We start from the raw sequence: 23,811 nt of genomic DNA, 5'->3' as shown, positions 1-23,811 counted from the left end.
ATCACCGACCGTGCCGGCTGCGGTAGACCGACATCTTCGACCGGGCGCCGCAGGTGTCCATGGAGCACCACCGGCGCGCCCCGGCCCGGCTCTCGTCGACGAACAGCAGCGCGCAGTCGGGCCGGTCGCACTCCCGGATCCGGGCGGCCAGCGGGCCGGTCACCAGGTCGACCGCGTCGCGGGCCACCGCGGTCAACAGGGCGGTGGCGTCGGGCGGCGCCGGCGCGGGCGCCAGCCGGTCGCCGAGCAGCATCAGCCCCGGCCCCGGCGCCGGCCGGGTCGCCCACCGGTGCACCAGGTCCACATCGGCGGGATTGGGAGCGGCAGCCGTCCGCACCGCGGTGAACAGCCGGTACAGCGCCTCCCGCAACTGCCGGGCCTGCCTCAGCCGGGCCGGGCTGACCGCCACCGCGGCATCGGTCAGGCCGGCCTCGCCGAACCAGCGGGCCAGATCGGCCGGCTCCCGCAGCCGCTCGAACCGGCCACGCCAGCGCTCACCCACCGTCGCGGTGAAGTCGAGCGCCGGGCGACCGCCCCGCCATCGGAACGCCAGCTCCGCGGCGGGCGCCCGGGTACCTTTGCCGGCCATGCCCAGACCTTACGACGTTACCGGTCCAACCGGTAACATCAGCGGCACGATTGCCGCGTAGGTCACCCCGGCTGGGCGGTGAAGAACGCCCGCAGGTCGGCGGCCAGCTCGGCGGGCGCCTCCATCGCCGGGAAATGACCGCCGGCCGGGAACTCGGTCCAGCGCGCGCCGGCGGGCGCCGGCATCAGCTTGCGTACGGTCTCGTCCGCGCCGAAGACGGCGAACGCCCGCGGCACCGTCACCGGGCCGCCCCACTCCGACGAATGGGCCTGGTCGTACAGGGTGTGCGCGACCGAGGCCCCGCACCCGGTGAACCAGTAGAGGCTGGCCGTGGTCAGCAACTGGTCGTCGTCGAACGGCAGCCGGGTCCACTCGTCGAACTTCTCGGCGATCCACGCGAGCTGGAACAGCGGCGAGTCGGTCAACCCGTACGCGATGGTCTGTGGTCTGGAATTCTGCATCGCGAGGTAACCGGACCCGTCGCGGCGGAACGCCTCCATCCGGTCGAGGATCACCTTGTCGACCGGGTCGCTCTCGTCGAGCCGGCCGGCCATCCTGGGCAGGAACGTGGCGGCGGCCGCGGCCGTCGCCGGATCGGTCACCACGTGCACGCCGGTCACATGCCCGGGATCGAGCGACGCCACCGCGCCGGAAACGCCCGCGCCCACATCGCCGCCGTGCACGCCGTACCGGTCGTAGCCGAGCTGAGCCATCAGCGACACCCAGGCCCGCGCCGCGCGCATCATCGTCCACCCCGGACCGGACAGCGGCGTCGACCAGCCGTAGCCCGGCAGCGACGGCACGACCAGGTGGAAGTCGTCGAGCAGCGGGATCAGCCGCAGGAACTCGGCCGGCGAGCTGGGATAGCCGTGGGTGAGCACGAGCGCGGGAGCGTCGGCCCGCGCCGACCGGACGTGCAGGAAGTGGATGCGCTGACCGTCCACCGTGGCGATGAACTGGGGATGGCGATTGAGCGCGGACTCCCGGGCGACCTCGGGCCAGCGGTCGGCGAGCCCGCGCAGCCGAGCCTCCTCGATCCCCCGGCCCGGCAGGGAAAAGGGCCAGCGCGCCGACGCCAGGCGCCGCCGCAGATCGTCGAGCGACGCGGGCGACACCTCGATGCGGAAAGTTTCCATGGCGGGCACGTTAGGCAGCATCGCGGACAGTTTCGTTCCGCAATTGCCGCCATCATGAACCGATGCTGGAAACCTCCGCTCGCCTGCTGCGCCTGCTCTCGCTGCTGCAGGGCCGCCGCGACTGGACGGCCGCCGAGCTGTCCGAGCGGCTCGGCGTCAGCTGCCGCACGGTCCGCAAGGACGTCGACCGGCTCCGGCGCCTCGGCTATCCGGTGCGGGCGCGACCGGGCGTGTCCGGCGGCTATCGTCTCGGGCCCGGCGGCGGCCTGCCCCCGCTGCTGCTCGACGAGGAGGAGGCGGTCGCGGTCGCCGTCGGCCTGCGGACCGCCGCCTCCGGCTCGGTGACAGGCATCGAGGAGGTGTCGGTCCGGGCCCTGGCGAAGGTTCAGCAGGTGCTTCCGGCGCGGCTGCGCCGCCGGGTCGAGGCCATTTCCGCGTACGCGTTGCCGACCCCCTCGCCGGATCCGACCGTCGACGCCGCGGTGCTGACCCTGATCGCCGGCGCCTGCCGCGACCACGAGCGGATCCGGTTCGACTACCGTTCCGGCACCGGCGCCACCACCAGCCGCGACGTCGAGCCGTACCGGCTGGTCCACGACCGCCGCCGGTGGTACCTGCTGGCCTGGGACACGACCAGATCCGCCTGGCGCTCGTTCCGGGCCGACCGCATCACCCCGCGCGTGCCGGGCGGCCCCCGGTTCACGCCGCGCCCGCTGCCGTCCGACGAGGCGGTCACGGCGCTCGTGTCGCGCGGGCCCTGGCCCTATCGCGCCCGGGTGGTGGTGCACGCCCCCGCCCAGTACGTGCGCGACCACATGCCGGTGCGGGTCGAGGTGACCGAGCTGGGGCCGGACCGCTGCGAGTTCCGGCCCGGCTCCGACCACCCGCTGAGCCTCGCGCTGTATCTGGGCCTGCTCGACGCCGACTTCACCGTGGTCGACGGTCCGGAGCTGGTCGAGGCCCTCGGGAAGCTGGCCGCCCGCTACTCCCGGGCGATCTGAGCCGGCCGGGCGTGGCGATCAGCTCCGGGCCAGGGCGACCAGGACCGCGACGCCCAGGGCCAGGTCCAGCACCAGGCAGAACAGGGCGTAGGACGGCGGGACCACCCGGCCGAGCCGCAGATGCGCCAGGTCCCAGGCGGCGTGCAGCAGCAGCCCGGCGGCGACGATTCCGGCGCCCCACCCGGCCCCGGGCAGGCCGGCCAGCGCGATGAGCGCGAAGAAGGCCAGCCCGGCGCCCTGCAGGACCAGGCCGGTGCGACCGCCCCGCAGGGCCGCCCAGACCAGCGCGGCGGCGCCCGGGACCAGCAGCACCAGCGTGGCGACCGGGTCGCCGCCGGCGAACCGGCTGATGCCGATCACCACGCAGGTCACCGCGAACAGCGGCCACGCGGCGCGGGCCGACCCGGCGGCCGCGGTGCCGGCGTAGATGAGCGCGGCCGCCGCCAGCACCTCGGGCAGCCGGGCGGTGGCGCCCTGGTCGAGAAGGATGAGCGCGGCGGACACGACGCCGGCGGCCGCCAGTGCGATGCGTGCGGCCGGCGACCACGGGCCGCGCGTCGCCGGGTGGCGCTGGATACCTGCGGTCATCGGGATCCTCCAAAGTGGCGTGGAAAGGTGGCTTGCCGCAACACTGGCGGAGCCGTCCTCGTCGCACGACACATTCGAAGCTGATCGAATCTAGTAGGGAGGCAGGGCGCCCCGCAGCAGCGCGTCGCCTAGCGCGGTGCGCCGGTAGACGACGCCCCGGCCGCTGCGCCGGCCGGTGACCAGGCCGCTGCGGCTGAGCAGGCGCAGATGGTACGAGACGGTGGGCGCCCCGTGCCCGTCCAGCAGGCTGAGGTCCTGCGTGGTGCGCGGGTCGTCGAGCAGCCGCAGCAGGCTCAGCCGGGTCGCGCCGATCAGCTCGCCCAGCCCGGCGGCGTGCTCGCCGCGCTGCGGCTCCGGCCACAGCGCGCCGGTCCCCCGCGCGGCGTAGGTCAGGGCCGGCGTGCGGGGCCGTTCGGCGGCGTACGAGATCGGCCCGGCATGCGCCGTGCAGGGGATGAACAGCACCCCGTCGTGGGCCCAGTCGACCACGGCCTCGAACGGCCGCGGCAGGCTCAAGGTGCGGCCGTCCCAGGCCAGGTCGCCGTCGAGGTTGGCGAGCATGGCGGCGATGCCGTGCGTCGAGATGGCCTCCGCGCGGTACGCCACGTCGGCGTCCAGCACGGCGCTCACCTGCGCCCACTGGCCGGCGATCGCGGCGTCGAAGAACCGGCCCATCGCCGCCGCCGCTTCCTCGAGCAGGGTGGCCTCGCCGGCGTCGAAGAGCTCCTGCAGCAGCGGCGCCGGGCGGCGGCGCCAGCTCAGGTAGGCGCGCTCGTCGCGGAATCCGCCGGCGAACTCGGCGCGCACCGCCCGCCCGTCGAAGGCGAAGTCGAGCTGGGCGGCGACCTCCGCGTGCGGATTCGCCGCGATCGCCTCGACCATGCCGTCGCGGGTCTCCCGGGAGCGCTGGGGGTGGGGGGTGAGGAAGTCCGGGACGTACGAGTGCTCCACCGCGGCCGGGACCAGCGCGTGCAGCAGGTCCAGCGTCCAGGTGTCCAGCCGGGCCAGCGCCTGGGCGTACCACCGCCGCACGTGCGGCTGGGCCGGGCCCCGGCGCGCCTGCAGCGTCGCGACGATCTCGCCGGCCGGCGAGGTCGCGAACCGGGACCGGGACAGGGTCAGCGCGTCGGTCTCAATCCGGATCGCCACCAGGAGAACTCCGTTCGGCCGCCGATTCGAAGCACATCGAATGTATCGCGCCGCCCCGCATCCCGGCCGATCCTGGGTACGCCCCACTCACCTCGCGCCGAAGGAGGGACCATGTCCACTTCCGTCCTCTACATGTCGGTCTCCCTGGACGGCTACGTCTCGACGCCCGACGACTACCTGGGCGGCCCGGACGGTGAACGACTGCACAAGTGGTTCGAGCGGACCGGCGACGCCGGCGAGCAGGCCGCCGCGGTCAAGGAACTGATCGCCGAGCTGCACGACGTCGGCGCGGTGGTGACCGGGCGGCGGACCGCCGAGCTGATGGACCACTGGGGCGGCGACCTGAACGGCGCCCCGATCTTCGTGCCCAGCCACCGCCCGCCCGGCCCGGCCGCCCGCTACGGATACCCCAAGGTGACCTACGTGACCGACGGCATCGAGTCGGCCATGGCCCAGGCGAAGGCCGCGGCCGGCGACAAGAACGTGTACGTCCAGGGTGGATACACCGGGCAGCGGGCGCTGGCCGCCGGGGTCCTCGACGAGATCCAGGTGCACCTGGTCCCGGTGCTGCTCGGCGGCGGCCACCGGCTGTTCGACGTGCTGCCGCGCGAGATCGAGCTCGAGGTGGTGCGGGTGATCGACACCCCGGATGCCACCCACCTCCGCTACCGGGTCGGGCGAGCCGGCTAGAAGGGGTGCGGGTCCAGGGTGCGGTGCAGGTAGCGCCGCTCCCGCATGGCCTCCACCGCCGGGTGCGCCGCCCCCAGCGCCGCCGTCAGCCGCCGCAGCGCCTCGTGCTCCTCCTCCGGCGTGCTGCCGTACAGGTCGCGGCGCATCAGGGCCAGGTTGGCGGCGCAGCGGGCCGCGTCCGGGTGCTCCGGGCCGAGCACGCGGTCGGTGCGCTCGGCCAGCGGCTCCAGCATCTCGTGGGCCTCCGGCACCGCGCCGTACTCGGCGGCGAAGATGGCCTGGTTCATCCGCGCCGCCAGGGTGTAGGGGTGGTCGGCGCCGAGCATCTTCTCGAAGCCGTCGGCCGCCTGCCGGGCCAGCTCGCGCGCGCCGCCCGGGTCGCCGGTGGCGCGGGTGACCGCGGCCCGGTTGTTCACGCACGCGACGGTGTGCGGGTGGTGCTCACCGAGGCGGTCGCGGTAGTGCCGCTCGACCTCGGCGAGCTCGCTGCCGGCCGAGTGGGCCTCGCCGATGGCGAGGAGATTCACGGCGCGGCTGAGGCGGCAGAACAACGTCTCGGGGGCGGCGGGGCCGAGGAGCTGATTCAAGTTCTCGTACGCCGTCTCGAGGCGCTCGGCGGCCTCGGCGGCGCGGCCGGCGCTGCGCTCGGAGACTGCCAGGTTGGTCATCGCGCCGAAGGTGCGCGGCGACGAGTCGCCCAGGACCTCGCGATGCCGGGCCAGGATGTCGCGCAGCAGCGTGATCGACTCGGTGTACTCGCCGGCCTCGCGCAGGTCGCGCCCGAAGTTCGTGCCGGCGGTCAGGGTCAGCGTGTGGGTCCGGCCGACGATCAGCATGGCCCGGTCGTACACCTGGCGGGAGCGGTCGCGGGCGGCCCGGATCTCGCCGGCCATCCGCAACGACGTGGCCAGGTTGTTCTGCGCGCTGAGCGTGCGCGGATAGTCCTCGCCGAAGTACTCGATCCACGCCGCGGTGGTCTGCTCGTCCAGCTTGCGGGCGTCCGCGTACCGGCCCAGCGCCCGCAGGTCACGCCCGAGCCCGGCCGCGGTGATCAGCGTGTGCGGGTGGTGCTCGCCGAGCAGCCGGCGCTGGTCGGCCAGCACCCGCTCGTCGATCTGCAGGGCCTGGTCGAAGTCGGCCTGGTCGCACACGATGTTGGCCAGGTTGACCTGCAGCTGCAGCAGCTGCCGGTCGAGGGCGGGGTCGGCGCCGGTGGCGCGCAGCCGCTCCCAGCGCCGGACGAACTCCTCGCCGGCGCGGCGCCCGTTCGCCAGGTCGCCGGAGGTCCACAGGTAGCGCAGCCGGTCGATGATCAGCCGGCGCACGGCCTCCTCGCGCGACTCCCAGGCCCGGGAGACCTCCAGGTGCGGCCAGATCTGCTGGAACCGCGGCCAGGTGGACGGGTCGTCGACCTCGCCGGCCGGCCGGGCCGCCGCCAGCACCAGGTGCGCCTCGCGGCGGGCGAGCGCGAGCTCCGCGTCGGTCATCCGCTGGCGGACCACGCTCTGGATGATCCGGTGCACCCGGATGGTGCCGGTGCCGACGTCGAGCTTGAGCAGGGCGAGCCGGTTGATGTCCTGCACCAGCCGTCCGCGGTACATGGTCTCGCCGACCAGCGGGTCGAGCGGCGACAGCAGCGCCGCCATCCGGTCGCCGTACACCAGGTCGAGCGCCACCTCGGGGGCGAGCACCGAGCACAGCTGCAGCAGCCGGTGCGCGGCCGGCGACCGGTCCTGAAGGCGGCGCAGCGACAGGTCCCAGACCGGCTCGAGGCTGTCCGGCACCAGTTTCTCGATGTGCCGCAGGTACTCCGACACCGACGTGCCGGTGTCGGCGAGCCAGGCGCCGGCCGCGGCGATCGCGATCGGCAGGTCGCCGAGCGCGTCGGCGAGCCGGGCCGCGTCGTCGGGCCGCATGGTGGGCACCCGGCGGCGCAGGTGGGCGACGCTCTCCCGGCGGTCGAAGACGTCGACCTGAATGGTCTCGGCGCGGTCCGACCACTGCGCGTCGCGCGAGGTGATCACGACGTGGCCGCCGGGCCCGGAGGGCAGGAAGCGGGTGACCGACTCGATGTCCTCGGCGTTGTCGAAGATCATCAGCCAGCGGGGCAGGGTGGCGCCGCGGTTGAGCGCGGACAGCGTGGCGCGGGCCCGGTCGGCGATCGTGCCGCCGCCGGGCAGGCCGAGCTCGCGGCCCAGCTCGGACAGCTGGGTGTCGATGAACGTGGTCGGGTCGGAGTTGACCCACCAGACGAAGTCGTAGGCGTTGCGGAACCGGTGCGCGTACTCGATCGCCACCTGGGTCTTGCCGATGCCGCCCATGCCCTGCAGCGCCACCGGCGAGGCGCCGGAGAGCACCACCGGGCTGCCGCTGGTCTGCAGCCGGGTGCGCATGTCGACCAGGTCGTCCTCGCGGCCGGTGAACTGGACGTTGCGGATCGGCGCGTTGAAGATCAGCGTGGCGCGGCCGGGGAAGCGCATCCCGATCCGGCCCCGGTCGAACGCGTCGACCGGGTGCCCGACCAGCTTGAGCAGCCGGGTGACCGCGACCTCCTCGGTCTGCCCGACCAGGAACGCCGAGTCGGCCTCGGTCTGCCCGCGCAGCGGCCGCACGTCGGCCACGTACACGACCAGCGGGGTGCGGCGGTCGCGCGGCACCCGGCCCTCCTCGGCGTCCACGTTGGCCGGCGAGACGATGGTCAGCGGCCGGCCCTCGGGCGCCGGGGCGCTGTCGGCGTCCAGGCCGGTGGGGGCGAGGTTGACGGTGACGCCGGCGGCCCGCAGCACCCGGGCGATCCACTCGGCCCAGAGCCGGTCCTCGGCGGCGAACCGCAGCGCGACCGCGGTCTCGGGCAGCACGGTCGGGCGGACGAACCGGGCGGCCGTGCGCTCGCGCAGCGACTCCTCCATCGGCGGCAGCGACTGGATCTCGCCGTCGGTCAGGTAGCCGGCCAGCGTCTCGTAGGCCGCGAGCATCGAGGTGCGCGACCCGGGCCGGTCGCCGAAGGTGGCGAGGGTCTCCTCGTACGCGTAAAAGGGTTGATAGGGCACCTCGACGGTGGCCCAGTACGCGTCCCGCTCGGCCGGCGTCATGCCGCTGGGCAGGCCGGTGAAGCGTTGCCGGGCGGCCAGCCGGCCCGCGTCCGCCCGCTTCTTCTCGGCCAGGTCGACCCGCATCGGCACCGGCAGGATCCGGATCGGGCGCCGTCCGCGCTGGCGGGCCACGTTGCCGGCCACCAGCGCGGCGCCCTCGATGCCCTGGTCGCTGAAGGTGAAGCAGTCGACCAGCACGTCGGGCATGTGGACCGTGCAGATGCCGGCCACGTCGGACCAGCCGGTGCGGCTGTCCAGCAACGCGTAGTCGTACCGGTCCTTCATGTCCTCGCGGAGCGCGTCGAACAGCTGGCCGCCGCCGTAGCGGGTGTAGAACTCGTCCCAGTCGCGCTCGTAGACGCTGCGCGCGTAGTCCTGGTTCTGGTTGCCGGCGGCCAGGAAGTCCAGCGTGCCGCCGTCGGGGAACTCCCAGTTGAGGGTGAAGGCGTGCGCGCTGACCCGGGCGAAGTCGCGCTGCCAGTCGTCGGGCCGGGGCACGTCGAGCATGGTGGCCTGCTCGTAGCGGCGGACCAGCTCGATGATCCCGCCGGCCGACTCGAACGCGGCCGGCTCGATGAACGGCCGGTAGAAGCGGTGCAGGCCGGGCGACTCCAGGTCCCAGTCGGCCACGAGCACCCGCTTGCCGTTGGCCGCGAGGATCCACGCCACGTTGGCCAGCGCCATCGTGCGGCCCGTCCCGCCCTTGTACGAGTAGAACGTGACCACCTTGCCGCGGTCATCGGTCATGGTGTCCCTCTCCCCCGATGACGGGCAACGACGAGTCGGCGCCCTTGGGCGGGAACACCGGGGCGCTCCGGCGGTGGGCGTGACAGGCGCTGTCGATGATCGACGGCAGCCGGTCGGCGAGCCGGGCCGGGTCGGTGACCACCGCGATCCGGCCGCGGGCCACGCCCGCGGCGACCAGACTATCGGTCAGCTCTGCGGCGCCGCGCGCGCCGCGCTCGTCGCCGACGATCAGGACGGTCGTCGCCTCCGGCGGCGGCGTGCGCAGCGCCGACGGGTCGGAGATCAGCACGAGGCCGGCCCCCGGGCCCGGCCGCTCGGCGAGCCGGGCCGGGTATCCGAGGCGCTCGGCGACGTTCACCGCGAGCTCGGCGACGGCCGCGTTGCCGGACAGATCGGTGACGGTCAGCACGGGGTCGGGGAACATGTCCACCACGACCGCCTCCGGGGCGGGCCGGGGAGCGGTCCGGGAGGCGGCCACGATCCGGCCGGCCAGCCGCCGCACGACGGCGTGGTAGGACGCCCGGAACATCGACAGGCGCGCCAGCGCCTGCAACCCCTCCGACGCGTACGCGGAAATGCCGGCACCCAGGCGCAACGCGGCCTCCCGCTCGGCCGCCCGCTCCCAGCGCGGCCAGGGCACCCACAGCACCGGCAGGACGAACCGGGCGGCCGCCTGCGGGTCCGCGAACCGCGTGCCGAAGCTGGCCAGTTCGCGCAGCGGCCAGGCCTTCGCGAAATACCCCGGCGAGTAGAGCGCCACGAACACGTCGGAGACGCTCAGCGCCCGCTTCAGGGTGCCGCGCCAGTCGCCGAGCGGCGCGGAGAGGTCGTCGTAGTAGCCGCCCGGGACGCCGGCGAGGGCCAGCTCGGCGGTGAGCGCGTCGTGCAACCGGCCCGCCCAGTGATCGATATCGGGCCGGTCCTCGGGGCGCAGGCGCGGCGCGTGCCCGTAGCTGAGGTAGTAGGAGTACATCTAGGACCATCCGCCGACGGTCTCGGCCATCCGCGCGACGAAGCGCTCCCCGGCCGGCGTGAGCCAGGTGCCGCCGCGCAGCGCGTCCAGCGCCGCGGCGGTCCAGTCCCGGTACATCGCATACCGCGGCCGCAGCGCGGGGTCACGCTCGCTGCGGCGGCGCCAGATGCCGGCGATTCCCAGATGCGCGTACGTCCCTTGCAGGGCGGCCTCGATCGGCCGCGGATCGGACCGCCAGCCGACCCGCAGGCGCTCCCCGGCACCCTCCTCGACGAGGTCGATCAGGTCGAGCACGGCGCCGAGCTTGGTGTGCTGGAACTCGTGCACCAGCAGGACGGCCAGCTCGTGCGGATCGGGCGTGTAGGCGATGCCCAGCGCCCCGAAGGCGTCCCGCGAGGTGGCGCTGCGCTGCGTTCCGTCCGGCGCCGGCTGGAGTGGGGTGATCGCCTTGACCCCGGTGCGCAACGCCTGCAGGTGCTCCGGGGCGTCGGTCGCGACGACCTGCCAGGCGTCGTCGAGGACCGCGGCCCAGGCGGCGGCTTCTTCGTCGGACAGCGCGCCGGCGACCGGGAAGCCGTAGACATCGCGGAACGGGTCGGTGTCGTCCAGGAACTTGCCGGACGGCTCGGGCCGGCCGGCCGATCCGTCGGTGAGCCATCGGACGGCCCGCTTGCCGGATAGTCCGGGCCGGCCGGCCGGCCCGTCGGTGAGGCATCGGACGGCCCAGGCGCGCACGTACGGCCGGGCGAGCGTCCGGTCGAAGGCCGCCGGATCCGCCCGCTCGCGCTCGACCAGCTCCGGCGCCCCGAACCGCGCGACGATCTCCGCGACCAGGGCGCGGTTGATGGCGAGCTGCGCCGACGCGAGCTCCTCGACCGCGGCGGCGTCGCCGAACCCGGACGCGATCCGCTCGAACACCTCGGCCGGCAGCGAGCCGATCTCCGAGGACGGCGCCGGCTGCGCGTTCAGGGTCATGATGAGCTCCTTCAAGTCGGCGCAGTACACCGAGGGGTTGTCGAAGCCGGCGCCGGGCCGGTAGCGGTGCGCGACCAGCCCTCCCCCGCACTGTCGCACCACCGCGCACGCCCGGCAGGTGGCCGCCAGCGCCTCGATCCCGCCGCGCCGCCGGGCCATCGCGGGCTGCCGGGTCACCTCGTCGGCGCTGTGATCGAAGACGGTCAGCCCGGTGGCAGCGGCGCCGTCCCAGGTGGTCTTCATCGAGTCCGGCTCCTCCCACGCCCCGTCGGTCTCGATCACCACGACGTCGCCGGCGTCGATCCCGACCGCCTCGGTGCCGCCCGGGCCGCCCCGGCCGAGGGCGCGCACCGAGTCGAACAGCCGGATCGGCATCGGGCGGCCGGCCGCGGCCCAGCGCTCGTGGACGGCCAGCAGCCAGGCGGCGTAGGAGCCGGGCGGCGGCGGATGCTCCCAGGTGGCGTGGGGCAGGAGGAAGTCGATCCGCGGCGGTTGTTGCCCGGCGAGCGCGTCGTAGACCTCGACCGGATCGTTCGCGAGGTCCACGGTGCACAGCAGGCCGGCATAGATGTCCCGGTGGCGTCGCAGGACGGCGATCCCCAGCACGGTCGCGTCGTAGCTGGACGCGCCCCGGCGGAACACCCGGTGCAGGTCGTTGTGCGGGCGAGCGCCGTCGAGCGAGATGCCGACCCGGACCCGGGCCGCGCGCAAGATCGACGCGTACGTGTCATCGAGGCGCACGCCGTTGGTCTGCATCCCGAGGTCGAGCTCGCACGCCGCGCCCACCGTCGTGCGCAGCTCGGCCAGCAGCGAGCGGAGCCGGTCGGGCCCGAGCAGCAGCGGCTCGCCGCCGTGCAGGATCACGCTCACCCGCGGCAGCCGGTGCGCCGCGGCGTGCTCGGCGATGCGGCCCGCGGCCGCCCGGGCGGTGGCGAGCGACATGAACGGTGGCCGCCCGCGCCAGGACTGGTCGGCGTGCTCGTACACATAGCAGTGATCGCACGCCAGATCACACCGGGAGGCGACCTTGAGCACGTAGTGGCGCAGCGGGCGCCACGGGAACGTCACCCCTGGTCAGATCCCGGACGAGAAGGGGGTCACCCGGTCGCGGTCACGGCGCACGACGCGGCGCACCACGCGCGCGGCGGCCGCGCGGCCGATGCGGTCGATCGGGGTGGTGCGCGCCTCGTCGAGCGGCGTCTGCGCCACCTCGGCGAGCGCGTTTTCCCCGTTTGCGAGCGCGTTTTCCCCGTTTGCGAGCGTCTTTTCCACGCCTGCGAGCATAGACAACACTCGAGGTCATGTCACGGCCACATCGCGTGACGGATTAGGGTGTGTGGCCATGGAAGATCCGGAGATCACGGTCCTGGAGGCGCTGCACTCCACGCCGGCCCGCCGCTACCTGTCGCCCCAGCCGATCGGCGACGACGTCGTCCGCAAGCTGCTCGACGCGGCCATCCGCGGCCCCAACGGCGGCAACACCCAGCGCTGGGCCTGGATCGTGCTGCGCGACCCCGGGGTCAAGGCGCAGATCGCCGCGTTCTACCGCGAGGGCTGGGAGAAGCTCTACGGCGTCCACCGAGAGCGCATGCTGGCCACCGGCGACCCGAACTTCCGGGCCGGTGATCATCTCGCCGCGCACATCGAGGAGGCCCCCGTCTGGATCTTCCCGGTCCTGCTGGGCGCCGCGGCCTCCACCAATCCGCGCCTGGGCTCCTCCATCTACGGCGCCGTCCAGCAGCTCATGCTGGCCGCCCGCGCGTACGGCATCGGCTCCACGCTGACCACCCTCTACTCCGGCCACGAGGCGGAGACCCGGGCCCTGCTCGGCCTGCCCGACGACGCGCTCACCATGGCCCTGATCCCGCTCGGCTACCCCAGCAAGGGCCGCTGGTCGGAGCCGAAGAGGCGCCCCCTCGACGAGGTCGTCTTCTGGGACAGGTACACGTCCTGATGCGGCCGGGGTCGCGGCGCGGCCCCGTACGCGATATCGGCCGTCCCCGATCTTGGCCGTGCCCGTTCCCGGCCGGGACCATCCACTTCGGTTGGCCGGCGCGATCAGGTGTGCGCCGGAGCCGGCGGCCGGCTGGCCTCGCCGTCCGCCCGACTGGCCTCGCCGTCCGCTTCCTCGCGCATCTTCTCCGCCGCCCGCCGATACGCCTCGGCGCCCGGGCCGTCGACCACGCCGTGGCCCGCTGCCGGTGACCATCGGGGCAGCACCCGGGCCGCCAGCACGACACCCAATCCGATGATCACCGGCGTCATCAGTCCCGCCAACACGGACAACACCATGCCTCGATAGTGCCCCACATCTACCGAGAGCGACAGGCACATTACGTACGGCTATCGGTGTCCGCCCTTCTTCCGGTCGCGCCCGTGGTCATGATCGCCGAGAATGCCACCATGCCGACCTACGTGAAGTCAGTGACCTTCGACTGCCGGGACGCCCTGGTGGTGGCCCGCTTCTGGGCGGCGGCCCTGGGCGGCGAGCTCGACGAGGAGTCGACCTCCGGCAAGGCCTTCGTGGAGGCACCCGGCTGGGGCGGGCCCACCCTGTGGTTCCAGCGGGTCCCCGAGCCGCGGACCGCGAAGCTGCGCATGCACTTCGACCTGCGCGCCGCCGACGGCGTCCCCGAGGAGGTCAAGCGCCTGGAGTCGCTGGGCGCCACCGTCAAGGAGACCCACGGCGACCTGGTCGTCATGCAGGACCCCGAGGGCAACGAGTTCTGCGTCGAGTCCTGACCGCCCGCCCCCGGCCGGTCTCCACGACCGCAGGCGACCGGTAACTTCGGACGGCGTGCGACGATCCCGGCCGCGGCGGCCCACCGCTCCGGTGCATTGTTCGACAATTTGCCAGATCCCCGCAGCCCTCCGATCTGCCGTGAAAAACAATTGCTGCCAGGGTGATCGAATAGTGGCCCGTGCCGGTGGCTTTGCGGGAGAATAGGTCATGCGGCAGCTGCAGTTGTTCAGCACGGCACAATTGGCCACCATGCGCGACACGACGAAGCGCCGCAACTATTCCGCCGAGGCCGAGAATTTCCGCCGCGAACACCAGCGACATCGCGCGTGGGGAATGACACAACGCCACGCCCGGAAATTGCGCTCCCTTCACGGCCATATCCCCACCGGGGAGGAGTTGGCAGCCGCGTGGCACCGGCGCACCACGGCGGCCACCACGTCCGTCGGCGGCGATCCGGCCGACCACATTGCGGGCGGAGCGCCCGAGCCCGCACCCAGCCAGCCCCCGGCAACGCCTGGGCCGACGCCCACCCAGCCGGCAAGCACCCCCACTCCCGCATGCACCCAGCCGCCGACAACACCCGAGCCGACGCGCACTCAGCCGCCGGCCCGGCCTGCACCTACGCGAAGCGTGACGGCGCGAAGCGTGACGACGCAGATCGAGCCCGACGCCACATCGCAGACCGGTGGTCAGGCCCTGTCCTGGCGGCTATCCATACACGGCCGAGATCCCGCGCCGACCGTTCCGGAACGTGCACGCAGACGCCTTCACATCGGCATGGCCATATTCGCGCGCTTGTCGTCCGTGAACGGCATTGCACCGCCGGATGATTCTAGCCGTGGCGATCGGCAAGCACCTCGCCGACCACGATCCGCAATCCGACCTGCAATGGCTCGAGTTCCACCGCGCATTGACCGTAGGCTCGGACGCCTGAGCGTCAATCCGCCCAGTCCCATTGATGCTCGGGCACGCCGGTCGCTCGGCCGTATTCCACGGCGGCCTTGCGGCCCGCTTCATCTCCCTTCACGTACCGGAACACCCGGCCGGCGAAAACCACCACGTGATCGTCGCCGACCTCGAAGTCGGCGTACCAGCCCTGGTCGCCGATCAGGGCGCCGGCCAGCGCCGCCGCCAGGTCGTCGGCCGCCTCGTCGGGGGCCTCGAAGTCGACGAAGGTCCAGATGCCGGGCTGGGCCGGTGACGTCGAGGCGGATACGTCCTCGCGGCTGAGCCGCACCACGCGCAGCGACGCAACCCGCACCTCGCCGCCAACGCGCAGGCTCTCGGTCAGCAAGCGTCCACGCAGCATGGCCGGATCATCGCATGGGCTCGCGGCGCCGGCACGGGCACGGGCACGCCGTCCGGAAAGCGTGCCGGCCCGGTCACGCTTTCCGGAAAGTTTCCACGCCGCGCGGCAGACAACTTTCGCGAGCCGCCGCGCCGTTCAGTCCCGCAACTTGCGCAACAGATCAGCCAGCGTCTCCCGCTCCCCGTCACTGAGCGCGGCGAAGAACTGCTCGCCCTCGGCCGCCCGCGCGGCCCGGATCGCCTCGGCCGTCGCGGCGCCCTGGGCGGTCAGCGCGAGCAGCGTGGCCCGCCGGTCGCCGGGGTCGGGATGACGCTCGGCCAGCCCCAGCCGGGCCAGATCGTCGGCGACCTCCGTGGTCGTCCGGGGCGCGATGCCCAGATGGTCGGCCAGGACGCTGAGCCGGATGTCGCCGTGGCGGGACAGCACGTTCAGGGCGCGGGCCAGCGACGGCGAGAGGTCCCACGGCTCGAGCGCCACCCGGGTGCGGTGGCGCAACCGGCGCGCGACCGCCCAGAAAGTTTCGGCAAGGGAGTCCCCGTCCACCGGAATACGGTAGCAGGGATTGCGGTTCTTACCTCATGATGAGGTAACCTCAGCAAAACTTTCGCCGAAAGGAGGACGCCTTTGCCGCGCCTCGAGCACCGCAAACCCACCCCGGCCGAGAAGCAGCAGGCCCGCGAGGTCTCGCTGCGCCGCGTCGGCGGGCTGTTCCGCGCGCACACCCGGCCGCTCACGGTCGTCGTCCTGATCATCGTGGCCTCGTCGATCATCGGCATGGCCTCGCCGTTCCTGCTCCGCGCGGTCATCGACGACGCGCTGCCGCACGCCGACCTCTCGTTGCTGGTCTGGCTGGTGGCCGGCATGGTGGCCGTCGCCGCCGTGACCGCCGCGCTCGGCGTCGTACAGACCTGGATCTCCACCCGGGTCGGCCAGGAGGTCATGCACCGCCTGCGCACCGACGTCTTCACCCACCTGCAGCGCCAGTCGATCGGCTTCTTCACCCGCACCCGCACCGGCGAGGTGCAGTCCCGCATCACCAACGACATCGGCGGCATGGAGTCGGTGGTCACCTCGACCGCCACCTCGATCGCCGCGAACCTCACCACCGCGATCGCCACCCTGGTCGCGATGGCCGCGCTTTCCTGGCAACTTTCGCTGGTCTCCCTGGCGGTGTTGCCACCGGCGATCTGGTTCTCCCGGCGGGTCGCCCGCCTGCGCCGCGAGATCACCGCGCAGCGGCAGCGGGAGCTCGCCGACCTCAACGTCACCATCGAGGAGGGGCTGTCGATCAGCGGCGTTCAATTGTCCAAGACGCTGGGCACCGCGCCCGCCCTGATCTCGCGCTTCACCGCCTCGTCGGCCCGGCTGATCGACCTCGAGCTGCGCTCCGAGCTGGCCGGCCGCTGGCGGATGGCGTCCATGAGCATCGTCTTCGCGGCCATCCCGGCGGTCATCTACCTCGCCGCGGGCATGCCTTTCGCGCAACTTTCCATCGGCACCCTGGTCGCCTTCACCGCGCTGCAGGCCGGGCTGTTCCGGCCGCTGATCGGCCTGCTCAACGTCGGCGTCCAGCTGACCACCTCGCTCGCCCTGTTCGCGCGGATCTTCGAATACCTCGACCTGCCCATCGAGGTCCAAGAGCCGGCGCGGCCGGTCGTGCTGGAAAACCCACAGGGAAACTTGCGCTTCGAGAACGTGACTTTCGCGTACGCCGGAAGTAACGCCGCCGCGGTCGCCGGCGTGTCGCTGGACGTCCCGGCCGGCACCTCCCTGGCCCTGGTCGGCGAGACCGGCTCCGGCAAGAGCACGATCGCGGCCCTGATCGTCCGCCTCTACGACCCCACCGCCGGCCGGGTCACCATCGACGGCGTCGACCTGCGCGACCTCAGCCTGGCCGACCTGTCGTCGATCGTCGGCGTGGTCAGCCAGGAGACATACCTGCTGCACACCACCGTCCGGGAAAACTTGCGCTACGCCCGCCCGGACGCCACCGACGCGCAGATCGAGGCCGCCGCCCGGGCCGCCCAGATCCACGAGGTGATCGCCGCCCTGCCCGACGGCTACGACACCACGGTCGGCTCGCGCGGCCACCGGTTCTCCGGCGGCGAGAAGCAGCGCATCGCGATCGCCCGCACCCTGCTGCGCGACCCGCGCATCCTGGTGCTCGACGAGGCGACGAGCGCGCTGGACAACGAGACCGAGCGGGCCGTGCAGCGCGCCTTCGACGAGCTGTCCCGCGGCCGCACCACGGTCACGATCGCGCACCGGCTGTCCACCGTCCGCGCCGCCGACCAGATCGTGGTGGTCGACCACGGCCGGGTCCTCGAGGCCGGCACGCACGACGCGCTGGTCGGCGCGGGCGGCCGCTACGCCGCCCTGGCCGCGTAATCCCGCAGGCGGCGGGCGGCACAATCCCTCAGATCGGGGTGGCGGTCTGCCGATACCGCTCGGCGACACCGACTCCCCCGTCGCGAGAGAGGACCCCGATGGCGCAGTCCACGCGTGAGATGCCGGTCCGGGCGGACGGGTGGCGCCCCACCGACCCGGTCCTGGAAGCCATCATCAAGCGCTGCGTCGCCGACGCCGAGAACGGCGCGTCCCGCGACGGCGTGCGCGAGTACATGGCCGGCGGCATGATCCTCGTCGTGCTCGCCATCGTGATGATCCTCGCCGGCCTGCCCGCCGCCGCCGCCATCCTGGTCCCGGCCGCGCTGTTCGCCGCCGGCGCCCTCTACATGATCAGCAAGGCCACGCCGGCTCCGATGCCGCGCGCCGAGATGCTCGCCCCGATGGGCGGCCCGGGCCGGCTGCCCGCGGGCTACCTGGTGCACCCGGGCGCGTGGGCGGCCGGCATGGCCGAGCACGTCGCGTACCTTCCCGAGTCGCAGCTGCGCGCGGCCGCCGACATGTGCCGCGCGTTCCCCGGCTCGGTCGACGACCTGCTGATCTTCACGGGGACGATCGCCGCCCAGCTCCCCCACCCGAGGCACCACCTGACCCCCGAGGACGTCGCGCACCGCAGCCGCGACATGGTCCGCGTCGGGTTGCCGGTGATCCACAACTTCAACGCGAAGTACCCGCCGGCGCTCGAGCCCGCCGGCAAGAGCGGCAAGAAGAAGTAACGCGCCCTACCTCCGCCGGTTGCGCGGGTGGTTCTTCGCCGTCCGTTCGTTGCCGTGCTTGTAGTTGCCGCTGACCCGGGCCATCAGCTCCTGCGGATCGTCGCTCTCCACGTCGATCAGGAACCGGGCCGCGGCGGCGCCCCGGAGCACCACGGCCGCGCGGCCGTGATGCAGCACCTCCACGTCCCCGTTCTTGCGGACGCGATACGCGAATCCCTCGGGCACACCGGACATCGCCGTATCCTTTCCGGCCCCGGCCCCCAGCGCCACCGATTTCGCGGCCGACCCCGGGCCCCGATTTCGCCGCCGCCCCGCGTCCCCCGCCGGCCCGGCTTCGCCGCTACCCTGTCCTCGCCGCCGGCGTGATCACGTCGCCGCCTACGAAGGGTGCCTCGATGGGCCGGGTCGCGATAGTCACCGGTGCCTCCGCCGGGATCGGCGCGGCCACCAGCCGCCTGCTGCACGAGCGCGGTTTCCACGTCTACGCCGTCGCCCGCCGCCTGGAACGGATGAGCCCGCTCGCCGCGCTCGGCATCGACACGGTCCGGGCCGACGTCACCGACGAGGCCGCCCGGGCGGCGCTGGTCGACCGGGTCGCCGCCCGGTCGGGCCGGATCGACGTGCTGGTCAACAACGCCGGATACGGCTCCTTCGGCGCCCTCGAGGACGTGCCGCTGGACGAGGCCCGGCGCCAGTTCGAGGTCAACGTCTTCGCCGCGGCCCGGCTCTGCCAGCTCGTCCTGCCGCACCTGCGGGCGCAGGGCTCCGGCCGCATCATCAACGTCACCTCGGTCGGCGCCCGGATGTACCAGCCGCTGGCCGGCTGGTACCACGCCACCAAGTACGCCCTGGAGGGCCTCAGCGACTGCCTCCGGCTCGAGCTCCGGCCGCTCGGCATCCACGTCGTCATGATCGAGCCCGGCGGCATCGCCACCGAGTTCCCCGGCGTCGCCGGCGAGCGCCTGCTCGAGACGTCCGGCCACGGCGCGTACGCCGACTACGCCCGCCGGTACGCCGCGACCCTGACCTCGCAGGCCAAGGGCATCTCGTCCCCGTCCGTCGTCGCCCGCGCCATCGCCCGCGCCGCGACGGCACGACGCCCCCGCGCCCGCTACCCGGTCGGCCGCGGCGCGAAGGCGGCCCTGGCCGCGCGCTGGCTGCTGCCCGACCGGGCCTACGATCGCGTGCTGACCGGCGTCTTCACCGCCCTGGCCAACGCCACCACGAGAGGCGCCGGACACCCCTGACGCCGCGCGCCGGCCAAAACCGAGCGACGGCGGGGCACGCCGTTGTTAGCGTGCCCGGATGCTCCCGCGTTCGACCCCAGCCGCCCAGAACCTCTCGTCCCGCTCGATCGGCGCCCTGCTCGACTGGCTCGGGACACGGGCGGTCGAGGGTCACTCCATCATGGTCGTCCGCCACGGCCACGTCGTCGCCGAGGGCTGGTGGACGCCGTACTCCGCCGATCGCCCGACCCTGCTCTACTCGGTGACCAAGTCGTTCACCTCGATCGCGGCCGGCCTGGTGATCGCGGACGGGCTGCTCGCCCTGGACGACCGGGTGGCCGGCCTCCTGCCCGCGCACGTGCCCGGCGACATCTCGGCGCAGGGCCGCCGCCTCACCGTGCACCACCTGCTGTCGATGACGACCGGGCACGGCGCCGACAGCCTCGCCGAGTCCTGGGAGCGGGAGCCGGCCGACCTGGTCAAGGGCTTCCACGGCCTGCACCTGACGACCGAGGCCCTCGCCGCGTTCGGCGAGCTGCTGCTGCGCGGCGGGCGATGGGGCGACCGGCAACTGATCCCGCGGGAGTGGGTGGAGCTGGCCACCCGGGCGCACATCGGCGTCCCGGCGGCCGGGGACGACTCGGCGCGCGGCTACGGCTACCAGTTCTGGATCTCCGAGCACGGCTTCTACGCCGACGGCGCCTTCGGCCAGCAGTGCGTCGTCCTCCCGTCGCTCGATCTCGTCGTGGTCCTGACCAGCCACAATCCACGGCCGGCGGCCACCCCCGACGCGATCGCGGCCTGCCTGGCGCCCGGCATCGGCCATCCGGACAGCGCGCGGGACGACGAGGTGCTGGCCGACCGCCTGCGACGGCTGTCGTTCCCGCCGGTGCCGGGCTCGGCCGGGCCGCCACGGTCCGGGAAGGCGACGATCGTGGCCGCCGCCGAATCGGCGCTGCCCACGGGTTCCGCCGTGCACGTCGAGCCGGCCGACGGCGGATGGCGGCTGCGCTTCGACTCGTTCCGCACCGCCTCCCCCGATCCCGGCGCGGTCGAGGCCGGCCATGGCGAGTGGCGGGAGAGCGCCCCGCTCGGCCGCCCGGTCGTCGCTTCCGGCGCGTGGCAGGGCGGCACGTTCGTCGCCGAGCTCTTCGTCATCACCACCCCGCACCGGGTACGGCTGGTGGTCGAGGGCGACACGGCCACCGCGACCTGGAGCACTGTCCCGCTGACCACGCCCGATCTGGCGTTGCACCTGCAAGCCCCGCTGATGACGCGACCCGACGTGGCGTAGGCCGGGCAGGCCGCCGCTTCTACTCTCCGGTGCGCGCGCCGGCCGCCGACCGTTGCCGCTGGCGCGCGGCCTCGTACAGCACCACCGTCCCGGCCGCCGCCGCGTTCAGCGAGCTGGCTGTGCCCACCATCGGGATCCGCACCAGCTCGTCGCACGCGGCCCGCCAGGCCGCGCTGAGTCCCGCCGTCTCATTGCCGATCAGCGCGAGCGTAGGCCCGGTGAAGTCGTACGCCGCGGCCTCCCGCTCACCGTTCTCGTCGGTGCCCACGACCCGCAGCCCCACACCGGCGGCTTGCACGTCGCCCACCCAGGAGAGCACCGCCTGATGGGCGGGCACCCGCACCACCGGAAGCCCGAACAGCGAGCCCGTGCTCGCCCGCACCGCCCTGGGGTCGTACACGTCGGCCGCGTGCCCGGTCACGATGACGCCGGCCGCGCCGAACGCGTCCGCCGAGCGGATCAGCGTGCCGATGTTGCCCGGGCTGGCCGGCCGGTCGAACACCACCACCAGCATCGACGGGCCACACGGGATGCGGCCGAGGTCGTCCGCCGGCATCGCCACGACCGCCAGCAGCTCCGGAACCGCGTCCGCCTTGCCGCCCAGCTCGTGCATCAGCTCCCGGGACACCGCGAACGTCTCGGCCCGCACTACGGCCAGCGTCTCGCGCGCCCAGCCGGACAGCGCGGCCTCGGCGTCGTAGAGCAACTCCCGGATCCGCCATCCGTGCGTCACCGCCATGGTGATCGGCCGGACCCCCTGCACCAGGAACTCCCCGCGGCGCTGGCGTTTCGCCCGGTTGGCGAGCAGCGCCTCCCATTGCTGAAACCGCGCATTCCGGGTGCTGACCCGCAGACCCCGTGCCAAACCCGCCTCCGTCGCCCGCCGACCGCCGTTCCCCCGGTCGCCCGAGAGTACCGGGATCACCCGCAGCCCAACCCCGCGCGCCGCTCACCGCACCACGCGAGTCGAGCCCCGCCGACGGCTCAGCGCGGTCGCGCACGCCGCCGACCCGGCCGCGCACAACAACGCCGCGGTCAGCGCCGGCGCCACCTCGATCGACGTAACCCGGTCGAGGACCCCGACGACCAGCAGCGCGGCCAGGCACACCGCGAACGCCACCGCCGCCAGGTGGGCGAGCACCCCGCCGCCCGCCGGCCCCGGGCGCCGCCCGCCGGCCGGGACGCGCAGCGACTCGGCGAACTCGTCGGTCACTCGCACCAGCGACTCGGCGTCCACGATGCGCCGCTCGGCGGACGCCAGCCGGCGCAGCTCCGCCTGAGCCTGCCGGTGCGCGGGGTCGATGGCGAGGGCGCGGCCGTGCGCCTCCCGCGCGCTCAGCGGGCGACCGGCGGCGAACAACGCGACGCCGTGCGCCACGTGCAGGTCGGCGTCGTAGTGGGCAAACTCCGCGCCCGCGGCCAGCACCCGCCCGGCCTCGGTCAGCCGGCCGGCCGCCAGCAGCGCGCGGCCGTGCCGTTCCAGCAGGCGGGGGTGGCCGGGATCCGCGTGGCACGCCGAGGCCGCGGCGGCGATCGCCAGGTCGTGACGGCCGGTGGCGGTGTACGCGGCGCTCACCCAGTACCGCGCCTCGAGCCCGTGCGGTTCCAGCCGCAGGGCGGCGCGGGCCGCGTCCAGGGCCTCCGCGGGGCGGCGCAGCGCCAGGTTGGCCCGGGCCAGCAGCAGCCAGGCGTCGACGTTGCCCGGCTCCGCCCCGACGACCGGCGCGAGCAGCGTGGCGGCCGGGCCGGGACGGCCGTCGCTCAGCAGGTCGCCGGCTTGGTCAAGAACGAGTTCGGTACGCACCCCGGCACATTCGGCGCCGCGCCCGGCGACTTGTGAAAGCCACCGGGTGCGTCCCGGTTGCGGGCCGGCGCCACCTCGCGGTCGCGGGCCGGCCGGGACAGCGTCGGGTAGACCTGGCCGAAGGGCAGCGACCGGCCGTGGCTCAGGTCACACGACGGATCCTCAACCGCACCCCCGCGACAACCGAATCAGCGGGTGCGGCTCAGCAGCGAGGAAAGGGAGACCGATGATGATGCGAATCGGTGGCGCCGGCGGCACCCGGTGGGGCTCGCACATCGCCAGCGTTCACCTGCGCACCGACTACGTGCGGCTCAGCACCGACGTGCGGACCGGCGCCGACGAGCGCAAGATCCGCTCCGACCGGGCAGCGATCGTCGAGAGCCGCCGCGATATCGCCGCCACCCGGAACTCCGGCCTGGTCGACCTGACGGTCTGAGCCGGTGGGGAGTCGCCACGGCGGCGGACGCATAGCGGTAGACAGCCACCGATACCGTGGATCACATGGGAGAACGTGGCGACATTCCCCTACTGCCCAAGACGACCTTGGCGGCGATCGCCGTCCTAGGCATCGCTGCACTCAGCGTCGGCCTCTACGCAGAGAACCGCGATGCGGCCTGGCTGTCGGCGCACCCCTTTACCACCAACCTGGTTTCCAGTGTGGTCGGGTTCTGCGCGGTCACTTTCGTCGTCGGCGTGGGGTTCGCGCTCCTTACCCAACGAGCCACCAAAGCAAGGTCACGAGCGGTCCAAAAGCTTGAGGCGAGGACGCTAGTCGAAGCCTGCCTACTCGTTGCCAATCAGGTAGGGCGGGTCGGCGAAGTGACTGACTGGGTGCCGGCAACGACGCCCGCCACAACGCCGGTCCAGGAAGCCATTGAGAGACTGATGGCAGCAAAGGACGTCCACATCTTCCAGTTCACGGGGTGGCTCTCGCTCGTCGAGGAATTCCATGCGGACGTTGTGTTGCCGTACGCGAGCTTGTATTCGGGCAGCGGTGATCTGGAACTCCGGCAGAGCAGAATTAAGATGATCACCAATAGCCTCAGCGAGGCCCGGCGCACAGGCGGCGATGGCAACTCGCTCGCTGAGGGACACCTCGCCGTGTACTTCTATTATTGGGCTGACCTGTTTTCTGCGGGAAGTTGGAGGGATGTAAGCGGCCGACCGTGGCCGGTGGGCTCCGTCGGGAACGCCGGCGGTGGTTCTCTCGAAGGCCATTCTGCCGACGATTGAGGGTAGGGCGGCGAATCATCCTTCCCAGCCCGCGACCTGGAACATCTCGGTCAGCTGGTGCCGGAACTCGATCGCATTCTGGGCGTCAGATACACGGTCAAGGATGTCTTGTACGCGACGCCGAACTCCAACCACCCGGG

Annotated in this window: 24 protein-coding genes; 10 read left to right on the top strand and 14 right to left on the bottom strand. The window is 73.2% G+C overall.

Going from position 1 to position 23,811, the window contains the following annotated elements; translation table 11 throughout:
- Position 1 precedes the first annotated feature (1 nt).
- Positions 2-589 carry a CGNR zinc finger domain-containing protein gene (locus ACFQS1_RS13080; protein WP_378967445.1) on the bottom strand — a complete coding sequence of 196 codons (588 nt, stop codon included), beginning with the start codon at positions 587-589 and terminating at the stop codon, positions 2-4.
- 62 nt (positions 590-651) lie between these two features.
- The gene (locus tag ACFQS1_RS13075; RefSeq protein ID WP_378967443.1) at positions 652-1,746 is read right to left on the bottom strand and encodes an epoxide hydrolase family protein; all 1,095 of its coding nucleotides are present in this window, start codon (positions 1,744-1,746) and stop codon (positions 652-654) included.
- Positions 1,747-1,787: 41 nt separating this feature from the next.
- Here ACFQS1_RS13075 and ACFQS1_RS13070 point away from each other — a divergent pair, with 41 nt between their 5' ends.
- A complete protein-coding gene (locus ACFQS1_RS13070; RefSeq protein ID WP_378967441.1) occupies positions 1,788-2,726 on the top strand; it encodes a helix-turn-helix transcriptional regulator in 939 nt (312 codons plus the stop codon).
- Positions 2,727-2,744: 18 nt separating this feature from the next.
- On the opposite strand, the gene ACFQS1_RS13065 is transcribed toward ACFQS1_RS13070, so the two are convergent.
- On the bottom strand, positions 2,745-3,314 hold the full coding sequence (locus tag ACFQS1_RS13065; protein WP_378967439.1) for a hypothetical protein: 570 nt from the start codon (positions 3,312-3,314) through the stop codon (positions 2,745-2,747).
- 90 nt (positions 3,315-3,404) lie between these two features.
- Entirely contained in the window at positions 3,405-4,463 is a 1,059-nt protein-coding gene (locus ACFQS1_RS13060) for an ArsR/SmtB family transcription factor (protein WP_378967437.1), read from the bottom strand.
- A 111-nt stretch (positions 4,464-4,574) separates the two neighbouring features.
- On the opposite strand from ACFQS1_RS13060, the gene ACFQS1_RS13055 reads away from it, so the two are divergent.
- Positions 4,575-5,153 (top strand): dihydrofolate reductase family protein, encoded by a 579-nt coding sequence (locus ACFQS1_RS13055; RefSeq protein WP_378967435.1) that lies wholly within the window; start codon positions 4,575-4,577, stop codon positions 5,151-5,153.
- Here ACFQS1_RS13055 and fxsT read toward each other — a convergent pair.
- From fxsT to ACFQS1_RS13035, 4 genes are read right to left on the bottom strand one after another with little or no spacing between them, the layout of a single operon-like run.
- Positions 5,150-8,992: an FxSxx-COOH system tetratricopeptide repeat protein gene (gene fxsT, locus ACFQS1_RS13050; RefSeq protein WP_378967432.1), complete on the bottom strand. Its 3,843-nt coding sequence runs from the start codon at positions 8,990-8,992 to the stop codon at positions 5,150-5,152. The genes ACFQS1_RS13055 and fxsT overlap by 4 nt on opposite strands.
- Entirely contained in the window at positions 8,982-9,965 is a 984-nt protein-coding gene (locus tag ACFQS1_RS13045; protein ID WP_378967430.1) for a hypothetical protein, read from the bottom strand. Before ACFQS1_RS13045 ends, fxsT begins: the two co-directional genes overlap by 11 nt.
- A complete protein-coding gene (locus tag ACFQS1_RS13040) occupies positions 9,966-12,008 on the bottom strand; it encodes an FxsB family cyclophane-forming radical SAM/SPASM peptide maturase (protein ID WP_378967428.1) in 2,043 nt (680 codons plus the stop codon). It abuts the gene before it with no gap.
- 6 nt (positions 12,009-12,014) lie between these two features.
- Positions 12,015-12,212: a hypothetical protein gene (locus tag ACFQS1_RS13035; RefSeq protein WP_378967426.1), complete on the bottom strand. Its 198-nt coding sequence runs from the start codon at positions 12,210-12,212 to the stop codon at positions 12,015-12,017.
- Positions 12,213-12,282: 70 nt separating this feature from the next.
- Here ACFQS1_RS13035 and ACFQS1_RS13030 point away from each other — a divergent pair, with 70 nt between their 5' ends.
- Positions 12,283-12,894, top strand: a complete 612-nt coding sequence (locus ACFQS1_RS13030; protein ID WP_378967424.1) for a nitroreductase family protein — start codon at positions 12,283-12,285, stop codon at positions 12,892-12,894.
- Positions 12,895-12,998: 104 nt separating this feature from the next.
- Here the strand turns inward: ACFQS1_RS13030 and ACFQS1_RS13025 are convergent, their stop codons facing one another.
- Complete coding sequence (locus ACFQS1_RS13025) at positions 12,999-13,232, bottom strand: hypothetical protein (RefSeq protein WP_378967421.1); 234 nt, start codon at positions 13,230-13,232, stop codon at positions 12,999-13,001.
- 111 nt (positions 13,233-13,343) lie between these two features.
- Here ACFQS1_RS13025 and ACFQS1_RS13020 point away from each other — a divergent pair, with 111 nt between their 5' ends.
- Positions 13,344-13,682, top strand: a complete 339-nt coding sequence (locus ACFQS1_RS13020) for a VOC family protein (RefSeq protein ID WP_378967419.1) — start codon at positions 13,344-13,346, stop codon at positions 13,680-13,682.
- Positions 13,683-14,620: 938 nt separating this feature from the next.
- Here ACFQS1_RS13020 and ACFQS1_RS13015 read toward each other — a convergent pair.
- Positions 14,621-14,992, bottom strand: a complete 372-nt coding sequence (locus ACFQS1_RS13015; protein ID WP_378967416.1) for a hypothetical protein — start codon at positions 14,990-14,992, stop codon at positions 14,621-14,623.
- A gap of 135 nt (positions 14,993-15,127) precedes the next feature.
- Positions 15,128-15,535, bottom strand: coding sequence for a MarR family winged helix-turn-helix transcriptional regulator (locus ACFQS1_RS13010; protein ID WP_378967414.1), 408 nt, complete (start codon positions 15,533-15,535; stop codon positions 15,128-15,130).
- 81 nt (positions 15,536-15,616) lie between these two features.
- Between ACFQS1_RS13010 and ACFQS1_RS13005 the strand changes: the two genes are divergently transcribed.
- Positions 15,617-17,380 carry an ABC transporter ATP-binding protein gene (locus ACFQS1_RS13005; RefSeq protein WP_378967411.1) on the top strand — a complete coding sequence of 588 codons (1,764 nt, stop codon included), beginning with the start codon at positions 15,617-15,619 and terminating at the stop codon, positions 17,378-17,380.
- Positions 17,381-17,478: 98 nt separating this feature from the next.
- A complete protein-coding gene (locus tag ACFQS1_RS13000) occupies positions 17,479-18,114 on the top strand; it encodes a hypothetical protein (protein ID WP_378967409.1) in 636 nt (211 codons plus the stop codon).
- Positions 18,115-18,120: 6 nt separating this feature from the next.
- Here ACFQS1_RS13000 and ACFQS1_RS12995 read toward each other — a convergent pair whose 3' ends face one another.
- Positions 18,121-18,348 (bottom strand): hypothetical protein, encoded by a 228-nt coding sequence (locus tag ACFQS1_RS12995; protein ID WP_378967407.1) that lies wholly within the window; start codon positions 18,346-18,348, stop codon positions 18,121-18,123.
- 161 nt (positions 18,349-18,509) lie between these two features.
- On the opposite strand from ACFQS1_RS12995, the gene ACFQS1_RS12990 reads away from it, so the two are divergent.
- Together ACFQS1_RS12990 and ACFQS1_RS12985 are read left to right on the top strand one after the other, a co-directional pair.
- Complete coding sequence (locus ACFQS1_RS12990; RefSeq protein WP_378967405.1) at positions 18,510-19,361, top strand: oxidoreductase; 852 nt, start codon at positions 18,510-18,512, stop codon at positions 19,359-19,361.
- A 58-nt stretch (positions 19,362-19,419) separates the two neighbouring features.
- Positions 19,420-20,634: a serine hydrolase domain-containing protein gene (locus ACFQS1_RS12985; RefSeq protein WP_378967402.1), complete on the top strand. Its 1,215-nt coding sequence runs from the start codon at positions 19,420-19,422 to the stop codon at positions 20,632-20,634.
- Between the two features lie 19 nt (positions 20,635-20,653).
- Here the strand turns inward: ACFQS1_RS12985 and ACFQS1_RS12980 are convergent, their stop codons facing one another.
- Together ACFQS1_RS12980 and ACFQS1_RS12975 are read right to left on the bottom strand one after the other, a co-directional pair.
- A complete protein-coding gene (locus ACFQS1_RS12980; protein WP_378967400.1) occupies positions 20,654-21,499 on the bottom strand; it encodes a TrmH family RNA methyltransferase in 846 nt (281 codons plus the stop codon).
- An 84-nt stretch (positions 21,500-21,583) separates the two neighbouring features.
- Entirely contained in the window at positions 21,584-22,438 is an 855-nt protein-coding gene (locus ACFQS1_RS12975) for a tetratricopeptide repeat protein (RefSeq protein WP_378967398.1), read from the bottom strand.
- A 226-nt stretch (positions 22,439-22,664) separates the two neighbouring features.
- On the opposite strand from ACFQS1_RS12975, the gene ACFQS1_RS12970 reads away from it, so the two are divergent.
- Entirely contained in the window at positions 22,665-22,874 is a 210-nt protein-coding gene (locus tag ACFQS1_RS12970) for a hypothetical protein (RefSeq protein WP_378967396.1), read from the top strand.
- A gap of 65 nt (positions 22,875-22,939) precedes the next feature.
- Positions 22,940-23,671 carry a G protein-coupled receptor family protein gene (locus ACFQS1_RS12965; RefSeq protein ID WP_378967393.1) on the top strand — a complete coding sequence of 244 codons (732 nt, stop codon included), beginning with the start codon at positions 22,940-22,942 and terminating at the stop codon, positions 23,669-23,671.
- The last annotated feature ends 140 nt before the right edge of the window (positions 23,672-23,811 follow it).

Origin of the sequence: Paractinoplanes rhizophilus (assembly GCF_042664765.1) — a bacterium.
Lineage (GTDB): Bacteria > Actinomycetota > Actinomycetes > Mycobacteriales > Micromonosporaceae > Actinoplanes > Actinoplanes rhizophilus.
Note: the sequence above shows the minus strand (reverse complement) of the source record. Positions and strands in the feature narration are given on the sequence as shown.